At 74.1% G+C, this 14590-nt stretch carries 15 protein-coding genes, 1 other RNA gene and 1 riboswitch; of the genes, 10 read left to right on the plus strand and 6 right to left on the minus strand.

The window, feature by feature from the left end:
• A partial coding sequence (locus V4F39_RS16575; protein ID WP_332290818.1) for an MFS transporter occupies positions 1–1255 on the minus strand: 1255 nt, incomplete at its 3' end.
• 554 nt (positions 1256–1809) lie between these two features.
• Here V4F39_RS16575 and V4F39_RS16580 point away from each other — a divergent pair.
• Positions 1810–2853: a GGDEF domain-containing protein gene (locus tag V4F39_RS16580; protein ID WP_332290819.1), complete on the plus strand. Its 1044-nt coding sequence runs from the start codon at positions 1810–1812 to the stop codon at positions 2851–2853.
• Positions 2854–2881: 28 nt separating this feature from the next.
• On the opposite strand, the gene V4F39_RS16585 is transcribed toward V4F39_RS16580, so the two are convergent.
• From V4F39_RS16585 to V4F39_RS16605, 5 genes are all read right to left on the minus strand, one after another.
• Positions 2882–3691 carry a sulfite exporter TauE/SafE family protein gene (locus tag V4F39_RS16585; RefSeq protein ID WP_332290820.1) on the minus strand — a complete coding sequence of 270 codons (810 nt, stop codon included), beginning with the start codon at positions 3689–3691 and terminating at the stop codon, positions 2882–2884.
• 5 nt (positions 3692–3696) lie between these two features.
• Complete coding sequence (locus tag V4F39_RS16590) at positions 3697–4140, minus strand: EVE domain-containing protein (protein ID WP_332291539.1); 444 nt, start codon at positions 4138–4140, stop codon at positions 3697–3699.
• Between the two features lie 42 nt (positions 4141–4182).
• A non-coding RNA gene (ssrS, locus tag V4F39_RS16595) (6S RNA) lies at positions 4183–4370 on the minus strand.
• 105 nt (positions 4371–4475) lie between these two features.
• Positions 4476–4781 (minus strand): cell division protein ZapA, encoded by a 306-nt coding sequence (locus V4F39_RS16600; RefSeq protein WP_332290821.1) that lies wholly within the window; start codon positions 4779–4781, stop codon positions 4476–4478.
• Complete coding sequence (locus V4F39_RS16605; protein WP_332290822.1) at positions 4778–4996, minus strand: DUF904 domain-containing protein; 219 nt, start codon at positions 4994–4996, stop codon at positions 4778–4780. The genes V4F39_RS16600 and V4F39_RS16605 overlap by 4 nt, the downstream gene beginning before the upstream one ends.
• Positions 4997–5041: 45 nt before the next feature.
• Positions 5042–5295, plus strand: a riboswitch (cobalamin riboswitch).
• 70 nt (positions 5296–5365) lie between these two features.
• Here V4F39_RS16605 and V4F39_RS16610 point away from each other — a divergent pair.
• Genes V4F39_RS16610 through V4F39_RS16650 form a run of 9 tightly spaced genes read left to right on the plus strand, consistent with a single transcriptional unit; the run spans position 5366 to position 14583 of the window.
• Positions 5366–7222, plus strand: coding sequence for a TonB-dependent receptor domain-containing protein (locus V4F39_RS16610; RefSeq protein ID WP_332290823.1), 1857 nt, complete (start codon positions 5366–5368; stop codon positions 7220–7222).
• 13 nt (positions 7223–7235) lie between these two features.
• Positions 7236–7799, plus strand: a complete 564-nt coding sequence (locus V4F39_RS16615) for a bifunctional adenosylcobinamide kinase/adenosylcobinamide-phosphate guanylyltransferase (RefSeq protein WP_332290824.1) — start codon at positions 7236–7238, stop codon at positions 7797–7799.
• Positions 7796–8704, plus strand: a complete 909-nt coding sequence (locus tag V4F39_RS16620; RefSeq protein ID WP_332290825.1) for an ABC transporter substrate-binding protein — start codon at positions 7796–7798, stop codon at positions 8702–8704. Before V4F39_RS16615 ends, V4F39_RS16620 begins: the two co-directional genes overlap by 4 nt.
• A complete protein-coding gene (locus tag V4F39_RS16625; protein ID WP_378234975.1) occupies positions 8701–9705 on the plus strand; it encodes a FecCD family ABC transporter permease in 1005 nt (334 codons plus the stop codon). The genes V4F39_RS16620 and V4F39_RS16625 overlap by 4 nt, the downstream gene beginning before the upstream one ends.
• 1 nt (position 9706) lies before the next feature.
• On the plus strand, positions 9707–10486 hold the full coding sequence (locus tag V4F39_RS16630; protein WP_332290826.1) for an ABC transporter ATP-binding protein: 780 nt from the start codon (positions 9707–9709) through the stop codon (positions 10484–10486).
• Positions 10487–10527: 41 nt separating this feature from the next.
• Complete coding sequence (gene cobO / locus V4F39_RS16635; RefSeq protein WP_332290827.1) at positions 10528–11097, plus strand: cob(I)yrinic acid a,c-diamide adenosyltransferase; 570 nt, start codon at positions 10528–10530, stop codon at positions 11095–11097.
• Entirely contained in the window at positions 11094–12047 is a 954-nt protein-coding gene (gene cbiB / locus V4F39_RS16640; RefSeq protein WP_417281689.1) for an adenosylcobinamide-phosphate synthase CbiB, read from the plus strand. Before cobO ends, cbiB begins: the two co-directional genes overlap by 4 nt.
• A complete protein-coding gene (locus V4F39_RS16645) occupies positions 12044–13120 on the plus strand; it encodes an aminotransferase class I/II-fold pyridoxal phosphate-dependent enzyme (RefSeq protein ID WP_332290828.1) in 1077 nt (358 codons plus the stop codon). The genes cbiB and V4F39_RS16645 overlap by 4 nt, the downstream gene beginning before the upstream one ends.
• On the plus strand, positions 13117–14583 hold the full coding sequence (locus V4F39_RS16650) for a cobyric acid synthase (protein WP_332290829.1): 1467 nt from the start codon (positions 13117–13119) through the stop codon (positions 14581–14583). Before V4F39_RS16645 ends, V4F39_RS16650 begins: the two co-directional genes overlap by 4 nt.
• The last annotated feature ends 7 nt before the right edge of the window (positions 14584–14590 follow it).

The following is a 14590-nucleotide window of genomic DNA, read 5'->3' on the forward strand; positions in this document are numbered from 1 at the left end:
GAAGCGCGGCGCGGCGCGGCGCGGCGGCGCCCGGGCCGCCGGGCGGCGTGGGGCGTGCGCGGCCGCCCTTCTCGGCCCAGGTGCGCGTCCAGCGGATCTGCACGACACGCAGCATCCCGAGCATCGCCACCGCCAGCAGCGTGAAGGCGACGAAGCCCCACAGGTACGTGCCGGTGAACTGCTTCGACAGCCCCATCGCGTTGGGCAGGAACCCGCCGCCGAGCGCGCCGACCTCGCCGATCATCGAGCCGGCCACCGCGGTGGTGAGCGGCCAGCGCAGCGGCACGAGCTGGAAGAGGGCGCCGTTGCCGGCCCCGAGCGCGGCGAAGCACAGCATGAACAGCAGCGTCGTCACCGGCAGCGAGCCGCCCGCGAAGCCGCAGGCCAGCAGGCTGATCGCCACCATCACCAGCACGCCCGACAGCGTGGTGATGCCGCCGAGCCGGTCCGACACGTGGCCGCCGATCACGCGCACGCCCGAGCCCATCAGCGTGGCGAGCATCGTGAGCTGGCCCGCCTCGACCTTGGTGACGCCGAACTGGTCATGGAAGTAGGTGGGCAGGAAGCTCGCGAGGCCGATGAAGCCGCCGAAGGTCACCACGTAGATCAGGCTGAAGGCCCAGCCGTCCTTCTCGAACAGGCAGGCGACGTGCTCGCGGAAGGTCTGGTGCTCGCGGTCGGGCGGCTCCTTCGCGGCCCACCACATCACGGCCAGCGGCAGCAGCATCGTCAGCGCGGCCAGGCCGTACACGGCCTGCCAGCCGAACTTCATCGCCAGCGGCGGCGCGAAGAGCACCGCCAGCACGGTGCCGCTGTTGCCGGCGCCCGCGATGCCCATGGCCAGGCCCTTGTACTGCGCCGGGAACCAGCCGCTGCCCAGGCTGAGCGCCACGCCGAAGCTTGCGCCGGCGATGCCCAGCAGCACGCCCATCGCCAGCACGCCGTCGTAGCTGTCGACGAAGAAGTAGCCGAAGCCGAGCGCCAGCACGATCAGCCCCATCTCGACCATCGCGGCGTTCTTGCGGCCGATGTACTGCGCGAGCACACCCAGCGGGAAGCGCATCAGCGCGCCGGCCAGGATCGGCACCGACACCATGAAGCCCTTCTGCGCCGCCGAGAGCCCGTAGGTCTCGCTGATGAACGGCCCCATCGCGCCATTGAGCACCCAGACGGCGAAGCAGAAGTCGAAGTAGAGGAACGAGGCGGCGAGCGTCGGCCAGTGGCCGGCGCGCAGGAAGGTCTTGAAGCCTGCCATGGCGTTCACGCCTGCGGGGCACCACAAGCCGGTGCGGCGGGACGGGGCAGGCGGGTGGTGCTGCGCTGGGGCAGCGGCGACGGGCTTGCAAAAGCCCCCATGGCAGGTGACAACGACGACGGCACGATGCTCCTCCGAGAGCGGAACGGGATCGGCGAACGGATTCGCCGGGAGGGTCATGGCTGCGCACGTCGGTGTGCACGGCAACCGCTGCAGGACAGCGGCCGGGGCGCTTCACTGCGCCTTGCACGGAAAAAAGCAGGTTCCATGCCAAACGCCCAGCCCTGGGACGGCGCCAGCGTTTTCCCTGGTGTGGTGCCGTCATCGCGCTTGCAACCATGGTCACGCCGCATCGCGGTGCGCACAATGCACGTCGATGGGACGCGGGAAGCGGGAGGGCCGGTGAAGAAGTTTCAGGCACGAGGCCGACCAAACTGCTTCAAGCTAGGGAGAATGGGCGCCGCATATGCTTCGGTGCTTGCTTCGCCCGCACCTGCCATTCACCATAGACCGACGCCCGCGGGCCGCATACGAACGGCGCGCAGAATGCTTCGATGGATTTGTCCAGCCTTCGCCCACCCGATCCCCAGCCCCCGGCGTTGACGGCGCCTGCGCCCGCAACCCCGGCCCTGGAGGCCGCCTTCGCGCTGGTGCTCCCCGCGTTGCTGGAGCGCCAGGGTGCGCTGTTGGCCGTGAAGGACCTCGCCAGCGGCGCCTACCTGCACGTGAACGACGCGATGGCCCAGTGGCTGGGCGCCGAGCCGGCGCAGGTGCTGGGCCGCACCGATGCCGACCTGCTCGAGCCCGCGCTCGTCACCCCGCTGCGGGCGGCGGAGCAGACCGCCGTCGCCCAGGGCCAGCCCCTGACCAGCGAGCACCGCTTCGAGCGCCAGGGCAACAAGTTCGACTACCGCGTGCTGCGGCTGGTGACGCCGCCCGACGCCGAAGGCCGGCGCCTGCTGTGCAGCATCTGGACCGACCAGGCCGCGCAGAAGGCCAAGGACGCCCAGCTGCGCGCGGCGCTGGAGCAACTCGAGAAGATGCAGCGCGGGGCCGAGGCGCTGCGCCGCGAGCTGCAGGACCAGACGCTGCGCGACACCCGCACCGGTCTCTACACGCGGGCGCACTTTGACGACCAGCTGCGCCGCGAGGTCGATCTCTCGACGCGGGAGCACCGCGAGTTCGCCTTGGTGGCCGTGGCGATCGATCCGCCATCGGGCCGGGTGGCCGAACTGGGCGCACCCGCGCAGGCGCGCATCTTCGAGACCCTGGGCCGCCTGCTGCGCGGCAACACGCGGGCGATGGACGCCTCCTGCCGGGTCGACGAAACACGTTTCGCGGTGCTGCTGTCCGGCGTGGGCCTCGCCACGGCGCACGCCCGTGTCGAGAGCCTGCGGCGCGAATGCGCGACGCAGATCGTCGTGCTGGATGGCGAGGAGCTGCGCTTCAGCGTGTCGATGGGCGTCGCGAGCTACCCGCACACCGCACACACCCAGGACGAACTGCGCGAGGCCTGCGACGCCGCGCTGGCCGAGGCGCAGCGCCGCGGCGGCAACGTGGTGACGCTGGCCGGCATCAAGTTCGAACGGGCCGGCTGAGGGCCGCGCGGCGCGCAGCCGGCCGGCGTCAGGCCGTCAGGCCGCGGTAGAGCATGTAGGCGGCCAGCACGTAGAGCACCAGCGCGAAGACCCGCTTGAGCCGGGCGACGTCCATGCCGTGCGCCACCCGCGCCCCGACCGGGGCCGTCACCACGCTGGCGACGGCGATGACCGCCAGCGCCGGCAGGTAGAGGTAGCCCAGCGCACCGGGCAGCGGCGCGGGCATCGACCAGCCGCCCACCACGTAACCCGCCGTGTTGGCCAGCGCGATCGGGAAGCCCAGCGCGGCGCTGGTGGCGACGGCGTTGTGCATCGACACGTTGCACCAGGTCATGAAGGGCACCGAGACGAATCCTCCACCCGCGCCGACCAGCCCCGAGAGGAAGCCCACCACGCCGCCCGCAGCACCCAGCCCGAGCGGCCCGGGCAGCTGGCGTGTCGGCTTGGGCTTGCGGTTGCGCAGCATCTGCGTGGCCGAGAAGCCGACGAACGCGGCGAACGACAGCGCCAGCGTGCTGCCCTTCAGCACCGCGAACACACCTGCGCCCGCGACGAGGCCGCCGAGCACGATGCCGGGCGCCAGGCCGCGCACGACGTCCCAGCGCACCGCGCCGCGGCGGTGGTGGGCGCGCACGCTCGACAGCGAGGTGAAGAGGATGGTCGCCATCGAGGTCGCGATGGCCATCTTGACGGCGAGCGCGGCGGGCACGCCGCGGGCCGACAACAGGTAGGTGAGGAAGGGCACCATCAGCATGCCCCCGCCCACGCCGAGCAGGCCGGCCATGAAGCCGGTGAAGGTGCCCAGCAGGAGCAGGGCGGCGACGAGCGTGATGTCCATCGGGTCTACGCGGGTTGCAGCAGCGCGCATACCGCGTGCCATTCGGTGTCGGTGACCGGCGTGATCGACAGCCGGTTGCCGGGCTTCAGCACCCGCATCGAGGCCAGCTCGGGGCGTTGCCGCATGTCGGGCAGGCTCAGCAGGCGGGTCTTGCGGCCGCGGTGCACGTCGACGTGCAGCCAGCGCGGCTGGTCCGGGCTCGATTTGGCGTCGTGGTAAGGACTGGCCGGATCGAACTGCGTGGCGTCCGGGTACGCCGCGCTGGCCACCTCGGCGACGCCGGCGATGCCCGGCTGGGGGCAGGACGAGTGGTAGAAAAGCACGCCGTCGCCGATGCGCATCGCGTCGCGCATGAAGTTGCGCGCCTGGTAGTTGCGCACGCCGGTCCAGGGCACGCGGCCCAGGCGAACGAGGTCGTCGATCGAGCACTCGTCGGGCTCGCTCTTCATCAGCCAGTAGCCCACGGCGGAGTGCGTCGAAGAAGAAAGGGAAGGGTGTCCGCCACGAGCCGCGAGCCGCATTCCCGAACCCCAAAGGGAAGTTCAGGTGGGCGAGGTCAGCGAGGCTTCGGGTTCATCTGACGCGAGACGATCACACCAGCCAAGCGATGTTCCAAGCCCTTGGTCATAGACCATCGGTTCGAGGAAATATAGGACCCGCGCGAACGCGGCGGACAAATCCATTCTAAGGCGCTCAGGCCCCGCAGGCCGTAGGACTTCGCCGCCATCTCCATGGCGCCCGGCGGGTCTCGACGGTTTGTCTTGCGCTGGCCGCCGAAGCCGTGTCAGAGGAGGTGGCCGTCGTCGCCCAGTGCGGTGTCGATGCGCCGCACGAGCTGCCCGATGTCGATGGCCGGTGCGGGGGCCTCGCCCTCGGCGGGGGGTGCCGGCGGACGCTCCGCCAGCTGGTAGGCGAGGTTGAGCGCGGCGAGCACCGCGATGCGCTCGCGCGCCTTGACGCGGCCGGCGTCGCGGATGGCGCTCATCTCGCGGTCGACGCTGGCCACCGCGGCCATCAGCGAGCTTTCGCCGCCGTCGGGGCAGCCCAGGATGTAGCTCTGCCCGAGGATGGTGACTTCCATCTGCTTCATGGTGCGTCGCCTCCGGCGCCGGCGTTGTTGGCGGGCAGGCGGTCGAGCAGGGCATCGATGCGCGCGCGTGCCGCGTTCAGGCGCGAGCGCAGCTGGTCGCGCTCGGTGGTGACCGATTCGAGCTGTTGCATCAGCAGGGTGTTGGTGCGCTTGAGTTCCTCGTGGCGCAGCACGAGTCGTTCGATCCGCTCGGCGAGGTCTTCGAGGGTGGGCATGGCAGGGGACGGTCGGGGGGCGGTCCTGATTGTAGGCGGCGGGCTGGTAGCATCCGGCCCGTTGGTGCCTGGTCCGCGCGTCGTCGCGGCCCGGGGTAAACGGGAAGCAGGGAGGCTCGGTCCGCAACGGTCCGCACCCAACCTGCGCTGCCCCCGCAACGGTAAGCGGACGGAAGGTTGATGTCGTCAACGTTCCGCGTCGGTGCCTTCTGCCACTGGGATGCCGGTTCGCGCCGCGCCTGGGAAGGCTGCACGGACGGTCCGCCAGCCCGGATACCGGCCAACGAGGTGGCCCGCGCCGTGTGCGCGGGCCGTAAGGTGCGAAGCTGCGGGGAAGCGGCTGCGCACGTTTGTCCCCTATTCCCTGTCGTGAACTCCCCATCCAACCTCGGCTGCCGCGCACGCTGGCGCAGCCATGCCCTTGCGGCCACCTCGATCTGCCTGGCCTCCCCGGCCGTCCTGGCGCAGTCCCCGGCTCCGGCCGATACCGTCGTCGTGACCGCCTCGCGCATCGCGCAGCCGCTGTCGCAGGTGCTGGCCGACATGTCGGTGCTCGATCGCGTCGACATCGAGCGCAGCGGCGCCGCCTCCGTGGCGGACCTGCTCGCCCGGCTGCCCGGCATCGAGATCTCGCGCAGCGGCGGCCCGGTGGGTACCACCGGCGTCTTCATCCGCGGCAGCGAGACGCGCCACGTCGCGGTGTTCATCGACGGCCAGCGCATCGATTCGCAATCCACCGGCGGCGCCCTCTGGGAGCAGGTGCCACTGGAGCAGATCGACCGCATCGAGGTCGTGCGCGGGCCGGCCGCGGCGGTGTACGGCTCCGATGCCGTGGGCGGCGTGGTGCAGTTCTTCACCCGCCGCGGCGAGGGCAAGCCGCTGGTGAGCGCTGGCGTGAGCCTCGGCTCCCGGCAGGCGGCGAAGGTCCATGCCGCGGTGAGCGGCGCGGCCGGGGCGCTGGACTACGCGCTGTCCGCTTCGCACGACCGCAGCGACGGCTTCAACTCGCGGCCCATTCCCACCGCCAACCCCGACGACGACGGCTGGCGGCGCAGCGCGATGCATGCGCGTGTGGGCGCGCGTGTCGCCGAGGGCCACCGCGTCGAGGCGACGCTGACGGCCAGCAACATCCGCAGCCAGTACGACGCCTTCGGCACCACGACCGACGACGACACCGGCCGCCACATGCTGCGCAGCGGCGCGCTGTCGTGGCAGGGGCGCTGGTCGCCGGCCTCGCAGACGCGGGTGCAGCTCGGCGAATCGCGCAGCACCTACGAGACGCGGCCCTCGTTCTACCGCACCGAGACGACGCTGCGCGACCTGACCGTGCAGCACGAGCAGCGCTTCGGCGTCCACACGCTGACGGTCACCGCGGAGCGCAAGGAGGACCAGCTGCACAACCCCGCGACGGAGTTCGTGCCGACGCTGGACGGCGACCGCTCGCAGGACGCGCTGGCCCTGGGCTGGCGCGCCGACCTCGGCGCCCACGCGCTGCAGGTCCATGTGCGGCACGACCACGACAGCGAGTTCGGCAACAAGGGCACCGGCAGCGTGGCCTGGGGCTGGACCTTCGCACCGGGATGGCGGGCCAGCGCCTCGGCGGCGACCTCGTTCCGCGCGCCCACGCTGTACCAGCGCTTCAGCGAGTACGGCGTGGCGTCGCTGGTGCCCGAGAGCGGGCGCAATCTCGAGCTGGCCCTGCGCTGGTCGGATGCCGTGACCGAGGTCAGCGCCACCGCCTGGCGCAACCGCGTGCGCAACCTCATCGTCTTTGGGGCGGCCGGCGCGTGCCAGTCCACCTTCGGTTGCTACGAGAGCGTCGGCCGTGCGGAGTACGAAGGGCTGACGCTGGCCGCGCAGCACCGCGCCGCGGGCCTGGCGCTGCGCGGTTCGCTCGACTGGCACGACCCGCGCAACACGGACACCGACAAGATCCTCGCCCGGCGTGCCCGGGTGCTGGCCACCTTCGGTGTCGACGGCCAATGGGCCGGCTGGGGTTGGGGCGCGGAGGTCCAGGCAGCGGGCAAGCGCTACGACGATGCGGCCAACACCCGCCGGCTCGGCGGCTACGGCCTCGTGAACCTGCGCGCGGAACACCGGCTGGCCCGCGGCCTCTCGCTGGAAGCGCGCATCGACAACGTGGCCGACAAGGACTACGAGCTGGCGCGTGACTACGCCACGGCCGGCCGCGTGTTCCAGGTGGGGCTGCGCTGGACGATGGAATGACGGGCGCGGCGCGATGCACGAGCTGATCCTCGGCGGACAGAAGAGCGGCAAGTCGCGCACGGCGGAAGCCCGTGCCGCGGCCTGGCTCGCCGTGCCCGGCCGCGAGGCGGTGCTGCTGGCGACCGCGCTCGCCGGCGATGCCGAGATGGCCGAACGCATCGCGCGCCACCGTGCCGACCGTGCGCTGCGCGTGCCCGGCCTGCGCACGCTCGAGGAGGCGGCCGACCTGCCCGGCGCGCTGGCCGGCGCCTCGGCGCCGCAGCGCCTGGTGGTGGTCGATTGCCTGACGTTGTGGCTGACGCAGGCCGCGATGCCGCTGCCGCCGCACGGCCCCGCGCCCGACGCGGCGGCGCTGGCCGTGCAGCGTGCGCGGCTGTGCGATGCGCTGGCGGCCGCCCCGGGGCCGGTGGTGCTGGTGTCCAACGAGATCGGCCTGGGCGTGTCGCCGATGTCGCGGGAAGTCCGCGCGTTCATCGATGCCCTGGGCCTGCTGCACCAGGCGGTGGCGGCGGCGTGCGCGCGCGTCACGCTGGTGGTGGCGGGCTGCGAGCTGCACGTCAAGGGAGCGCCGGCATGACGGGCTCGCCCCAGCCGCGGCGCGCCGGCGTGCGCCGCGGCCCGGCCAGGCTGGCGGCGGCGCTGGCGCTGCTGGTGGCGGCGCAGGCGCTGGCCGCCGACGTGGTCGACGACCTCGGCCGCCGCTTCCGCTTCGAGGCGCCGGTGCAGCGCATCGTCTCGCTGCTGCCGTCGCTGACCGAAACGGTGTGCGTGCTCGACGCCTGCGGCCGGCTGGTCGGCGTCGACCGCTTCTCCAACTGGCCCGCGGCGGTGCACGGCGTGCCGCAGGTCGGCGGGCTGGAGGATGCGCAGATCGAGCGCATCGTGACGCTCTGGCCCGACGTGGTGCTGGCCGGGTCGTCGTCGCGTGCGATCGACCGCCTGGAAAGCCTGGGCCTGCGGGTGGTGGTGCTGGAGCCGCGCACGCATGCCGACACGCGCCGCACGCTGGAGGCGGTGGCGCAGCTGCTGGGCCGGCCGGGGGCCGGCGAGGCGCTGTGGCGCCAGATCGACGCGCGCATCGACGCCGCGGCCGCGCGCGTGCCGCCCGCGCTGCGCGGCCAGCGCGTGTACTTCGAGGTCGGCGGCGGCCCTTATGCGGCGGGCGAGGTGTCCTTCGTCGGCGAGACGCTGCGGCGGCTGTCGCTGGGCAACATCGTGCCGGCGGCGCTGGGGCCGTTCCCGAAGCTGAACCCCGAGTTCATCCTGCGTGCGCGGCCCGACATCGCGATGGCCCCGCAGTCGAGCATCGACGAGATGTCCGCGCGCCCCGGCTGGTCGACGCTGCCGATGGTGGCGGCGCGCCGTTGGTGCGGCTTCGATGCCGCGGGCTACGACGTGCTCGTGCGCGCCGGCCCCCGGCTGGGCGAAGCGGCCGAGCGCATGGCCGATTGCCTGCAGGCCCTGGGCCGCAAGACACCATGACGGCCATGCCTGCCCCGCGCATGTCCGCTGCACGGCTGGCCGCTGGGCTGCTGGCGGCGATGCTGGTGCTGCTCGCGGCCGGCCTCGCGGCGGGCAGCGAGGGCTGGTCGCTGGCCTGGGCCGACGAGTGGCCGCTGGTCAGCGAGATCCGCGCGCCGCGCACCGTCGGTGCCCTGTTCGCCGGCGCGCTGCTGGGGCTGGCCGGGGCGCTGGCGCAGGGCCTGTTCCGCAACCCGCTGGCCGATCCGTACCTGCTGGGCTCGGCGTCCGGCGCGGGGCTGGGCGTGGTGCTGGTGCTGGCGGCGGGCGGCCTGCTGGGCGTGACGATCGGCATGGCCAGCGTCGGCTGGCTGCTGCGCCTGGGCCTGGTGGGTGCCGCCTTCGTGGGCGCGCTGGCCGGCGTGAGCCTCACGCTGATGTTGTCGCGCGGTGCCGGCCAGCCGCTGCAGCTGCTGCTGTCGGGGGTGGTGGTCGGTGTGCTGCTGGGGGCCGTCGCCGACCTGGTGATGCTGGTGTCGCCCGAGGCGCTGCGCGGCAAGCAGGTGTTCCTGCTGGGCACGACGAGCTTCCTCGGCTGGCCCAGCGTCGGCATGCTGGCCGGCGCGCTGGCGGTGGGCTTGCCGCTGGCGCAGCGCTTCGCCCGCGCCCTGGACGCGCTGGTGCTGGGCGAGGCGAGTGCATCGAGCCTGGGGCTGAACTTGCCGCAGGTGCGGCTGCTGCTGGTGGTGCTGATGGCGCTGGCCACCGGCACCGCGGTGGCGCAGGCGGGCCTGGTGGCCTTCGTCGGCCTGGTATCGCCGCACCTCGTGCGGCGCTGCGTGGTCGTCACGCACGGCGGGTTGCTGGCCCTGTCGGCGCTGTCCGGCGGCGTGCTGCTGCTCGCGGCCGACGTGGCGGCGCGCAGCGTCATCGCGCCGCAGGAGCTGCCGGTGGGCGTGCTGACCGCGGTGGTCGGCGGCTGCTACCTGATGCTGCTGCTGCGGCGGCGGGCGGGGGGCTGAGATGCCGCCGACCGATGTGGTGCTGGCCGCCGAGGGCCTGCAGGTCCGCCGCGGCGGCCGGGTCGTCGTCGACGGCATCGGGCTGCGCCTGCGCGCGGGCGAGTGGCTGGCGATCGTCGGCCCCAACGGCGCCGGCAAGAGCACGCTGCTGTCCGCCCTGGCCGGGCTGCTGCCGGTGCAGGCCGGCAGCGTGCAGCTCGAAGGCCGGCCGCTGCCGGCCTGGCCGGCGCGCGAGCGGGCACGCCGGCTGGCCTGGCTCTCGCAGCAGGGCGAGGCGGACGGCGACATCGCCGTGCGCGACGTGGTCCGCCTGGGGCGGCTGCCGCACCAGGGCCTGTTCGGCGCCGCCACGGCCGCCGACGACGCCGCGGTCGAGGCGGCGATGGCGGAGACGGAGTGCCTGGCGTTTGCGGGACGGCGCCTGAACGCGCTGTCGGGCGGCGAGCGGCAACGGGTGCTGCTGGCCCGCGCGCTGGCCGTGCAGGCGCCGGTGCTGCTGCTGGACGAGCCGACGAGCCACCTGGACGCCCCCCACCAGCGCGCGCTGGTGCGCAGCCTCATGGCCCGGGCCCGCGCCGGCACGGCGGTGGCTTCGGTGCTGCACGAGCTGACGCTCGCGCTGGCGGCCAACCGCCTGCTGGTGATGGCCGCCGGCCGCGTGCGCGCCGAGGGCCCGCCCGCCGACCCCGCGGTGCGTCAGGCGCTGGTCGAGGTGTTCGACCATGCATTCGACATCGAGCGTGTCGCCGGCGGGCGATGGGTGGCGGTGCCCATCCTCTGACGCGGCGCCCCGGCCGGCCGCAACCCCTTGCAGGAGACCCCATGGAGATCGAGTCACCCCCCGTCGACCGCGACACCCCCCGGCCCACCGGCGAGCGCCGCGGGCTCGTGATCGTGCACACCGGCCACGGCAAGGGCAAGAGCACGGCTGCGTTCGGGCTGGCGCTGCGGGCGCATGGGCGCGGCAAGGCGGTGAAGGTCTACCAGTTCATGAAGGTGCCGTCGGCGCGCTTCGGCGAGCACCGGCTCTTCGAGCAGCTCGGCATCCCGATCGAGGGCCTGGGCGACGGCTTCAGCTGGAAGAGCCGCGATCTCGAGCAATCGGCCGCGCTGGCGCGCGAAGGCTGGGAGCGGGCACGGGCCACGCTCCAGGCCGGCACGCATTTCCTCGTCGTGCTCGACGAGATCATGTACCCGCTGCGCTACGGCTGGCTGCCGCTGGCGCCCGTGCTGGAAGCGCTGCGCACCCGGCCGCCTCACGTGCACGTGGTGCTGACCGGCCGCAACGCGCCGCAGGAGCTGATCGACCTCGCCGACACGGTGACCGAGATGGCGCTCGTCAAGCACCATTTCCAGGCCGGGGTGCCGGCGCAGCGGGGCATCGAGGATTGAGCGCCGCCTGGGCCTGGGCCGTGCCCCCGATGGCGATGGGCGTGGCGCTGCTCGCCGACCGGCTGTTCGGCGAGCCGCCTGCGCGCTGGCATCCGGTCGTCGGCATCGGGCGCTACCTGGCCTGGTCCGGCCGCCGGCTGCCGGAGCGGCCCGCGGGCCGGGCCTGGGCGGCGGGCTGCCTCGGCTGGGCCGCGGGCGCCTGCGCGGTGACGGCGGCGGCTGCCGCCGCCGAGCACCTGCTGCGCCGCGGGCTGCCGGACGGCAGCCCGGCCACGGCGCTGGCGCTGGCCGCGGTGCTGGGGCTGCTGCTCAAGCCGATGCTCGCATGGCGGCTGCTGCGCGAGGAGGTGCAGGCGGTGGAAGCGGCGCTGGCGCAGGGGCTCGATGCGGGGCGGGCGCAGGTGGCACGGCTGGCCAGCCGCGACACCGCCGCCTTGAGCGCGGCCCAGGTGCGCGAGACCGCCATCGAGACGCTGGCCGAGAACCTCAACGATTCCGTCATCGCGCCGCTGTTCTGGTTCGCCGTCGCCGGCTTGCCGGGGGCGGTGCTGTTCCGCTACGCCAACACCGCCGACGCCATGTGGGGCTACCGCGGACGCTGGGAATGGGCGGGCAAGTGCGCCGCTCGGGCGGACGATGCGCTGGCCTGGCTGCCGGCGCGGCTGTGCGCGCGGGCCTTGCTGCCGTGGCGCATGGGCTGGCGCCGCCTGGCCGCCGAGGCACGCCGCACGCCGTCGCCCAACGGCGGCTGGCCGATGGGCGCGATGGCGCTGGCGCTGGACGTGCGGCTGCGCAAGCCGGGTGTGTACACGCTGCATGCGCAGGGCCGCGAGCCCGTGGCCACCGATGTGGCCGCGGCCGTGCGGCGCGGCGCCCGCGGCCTGGCAGGGTGTGCCGCGGCGCTGGCCGTGCTGGCCGCTGCGGTCCGCTCGTTCGGGGGCGCGGCATGACGCAGGCGGCGCGGCCGTTCGGGCGATGGGCGGTGCCGCGGCATCCGCCGCGTGTGCATGGCGGCGTCGATGCCGCCGGGCCGCTGCCGCACGATTTCTCGAGCAATGCCAATGCCGCCGGGCCGCTGCCCAGCGTGGCGGCTGCGGTGCGCCGCGCCGACCGCACGCGCTACCCGGACCCCCAGTACCACGCGCTGCGGCAGGTGCTCGCCGGCTGGCACCGGGTGGCGTTCGAGCGGGTGCTGCCGGTGGCGAGCGGCAGCGCGTTCATCCAGCAGTTCACCCGGGCCGCGGCGGCCTGGGCGGGGGTGCGTCGCGTGGTGCTGCCCGTGCCGGGCTATGGCGACTACGCCGCGGCCGCGCGGGCCGAGGGGCTCGCGGCCTGCGCTTACCGGCGCCTGGCGCAGGCGCCGCCGCCGCAGCCGGGCGAGCTGTGGTGGATCACCGAGCCGGCCAGCCCCGAGGGCACGACCGCCGCGCCGCTGCTTGGCGGTTGGCTGCATGCCGCCCATGCGGCGGGCGCCATCGTGGTGCTCGACCTGGCCTACGAGCCGCTGCGGCTGGACCGGGCCGCGCCGGGGCCGGTGCGCACGGATGCCACCGCATGGCAGCTGTGGTCGCCCAACAAGGCCTGCGGCCTGACCGGCGTGCGCGGCGCCTATGCCATTGCGCCGCCGGGCGCCGAAGACACCGCGCAGGCCCTGCTGCGCGACGCTGCCTCGTGGCCGCTGGGCGCCGATGGCGTGGCCCTGCTGCAGGCTTTCGGGACGCCGAAGGCGCAGGCGGAACTGGCGGCGTCCCGCGAGGTGCTGCGTGCATGGCGCGCCGGCCTGGCATCGCTGCTGCGCGGCCGCGGATGGGCGGCCGGCGATGCGGACAGCGTCGTGCCGTTCTTCTGCGCCCGGCCCGCCGTGCCGCCCGATGCGGCCGCCCTGCGGGCGCACGGCGTGCGGCTGCGCGATGCGGCGTCGATGGGCCTGCCCGGTGCGTGGCGCCTCAGCGCACAGCCGCCGGCCGCGCAGCGCGCACTGGCCGACGCCCTGGCGCCGGCCGACATGGAGGCACTGCGATGACGGCGCGGGCGGTGATGGTGCTGGGCTGCACCAGCGGGGCGGGCAAGAGCTGGCTGGCGACGGCGCTGTGCCGCTGGTATGCCCGCCAGGGGCTGGCGGTGCGGCCCTTCAAGGCCCAGAACATGAGCAACCATGCGCGGGTGGTGCAGGGGCCGGGCGGCGAGCCCGGCGAGATCGGCAGCGCGCAGTACTTCCAGGCGCTGGCCGCGGGGGCCGAACCCGAGGTGCGCATGAACCCGGTGCTGCTGAAGCCGGAGGCCGACACCCGCAGCCAGGTCGTGCTGATGGGCCGCGTGCGGCCCGACCTCACCACCATGCCCTGGCGCGAGCGCAGCGCCCACCTGTGGCCGACGGCGCTGGCTGCGCTCGGCGCGCTGCGCGACGAGGCCGAGGTGCTGGTGATCGAGGGCGCCGGGTCGCCGGCCGAGATCAACCTCGCCGCCAGCGACTACGTCAACACCCGTAGCGCGATCGCCGCCGAGGCGGCCTGCCTGCTGGCGGCCGACATCGACCGCGGCGGTGCCTTCGCCCACCTCTACGGCACCCACGCGCTGATGGATGCGCAGGTGCGCGGCCAGGTGCGCGGCTTCGTGCTGAACCGGTTCCGCGGCGATGCCTCGCTGCTCGCGCCGGCGCCGCAGCGGCTCGAGGAACTGACCGGCGTGCCGACCCTCGCCGTGGTGCCGATGCACCGCGACCACGGCCTGCCCGAGGAGGACGCGGTGCCCGGCGCGAGCGCCGGCAGCGGTGCGCCGGACGCACCGCGCGTCGTGGTGCTGGCCACGCCCCACGCCAGCAACCTGGACGAGTTCGAGCCGCTGCGCGCCGCGGGCGTGGCACTGGCCTTCAGCCGCGACGCGGCCGTGCTGCGCGCGGCCGACTGGCTGGTGCTGCCGGGCAGCAAGCACACGCGCGCCGATGCCGAATGGCTGCAGGCCACGGGCCTCGATGGGCCGGTGCGCGCGCACGCCGCGGCCGGCCGGCCGCTGCTGGCGGTGTGCGGCGGACTGCAGCTGCTCGGCGCGCTGCTCGACGATCCGCTGGGCCTCGAAGGCGGCCTGCCCGGCCGCACGGCTGGGCTGGGCGTGCTGCCGCTGGCCACGCATTTCGAGCCCGCCAAGCGGCTGGCGCGTGCACGGCACCGCTTCGGCGGGCTGCAGGGCGCCTGGGCGCCGTTGTCGCACCTGGCGTTCGAAGGCTACGAGATCCACCTCGGCCGCACCGTGCCGATGCCCGGCGCCGGCCCCGCGCTGCAGCCCGCGCTGGCGGGTGCGCCGCACCTCGGCTGGCAGCAGGGCAACGTGCTGGCGCTGTACCTGCACGGGCTCTTCGAGCAGCCCGAGGTGCTGCAGGCGCTGTTCGGCCGTCGGCCGCCGGCGCTTGAGGCCGTGTTCGACGGCCTGGCCGATGTGGTCGACGCCGCTTTTGCGCCGGGCGCGCTGATGGGCCTGCTGCGCCCCTGAACTTCCT

The sequence above is a fragment of the Aquincola agrisoli genome, assembly GCF_036621135.1.
GTDB classification, from domain to species: Bacteria; Pseudomonadota; Gammaproteobacteria; order Burkholderiales; family Burkholderiaceae_C; genus Aquincola; species Aquincola agrisoli.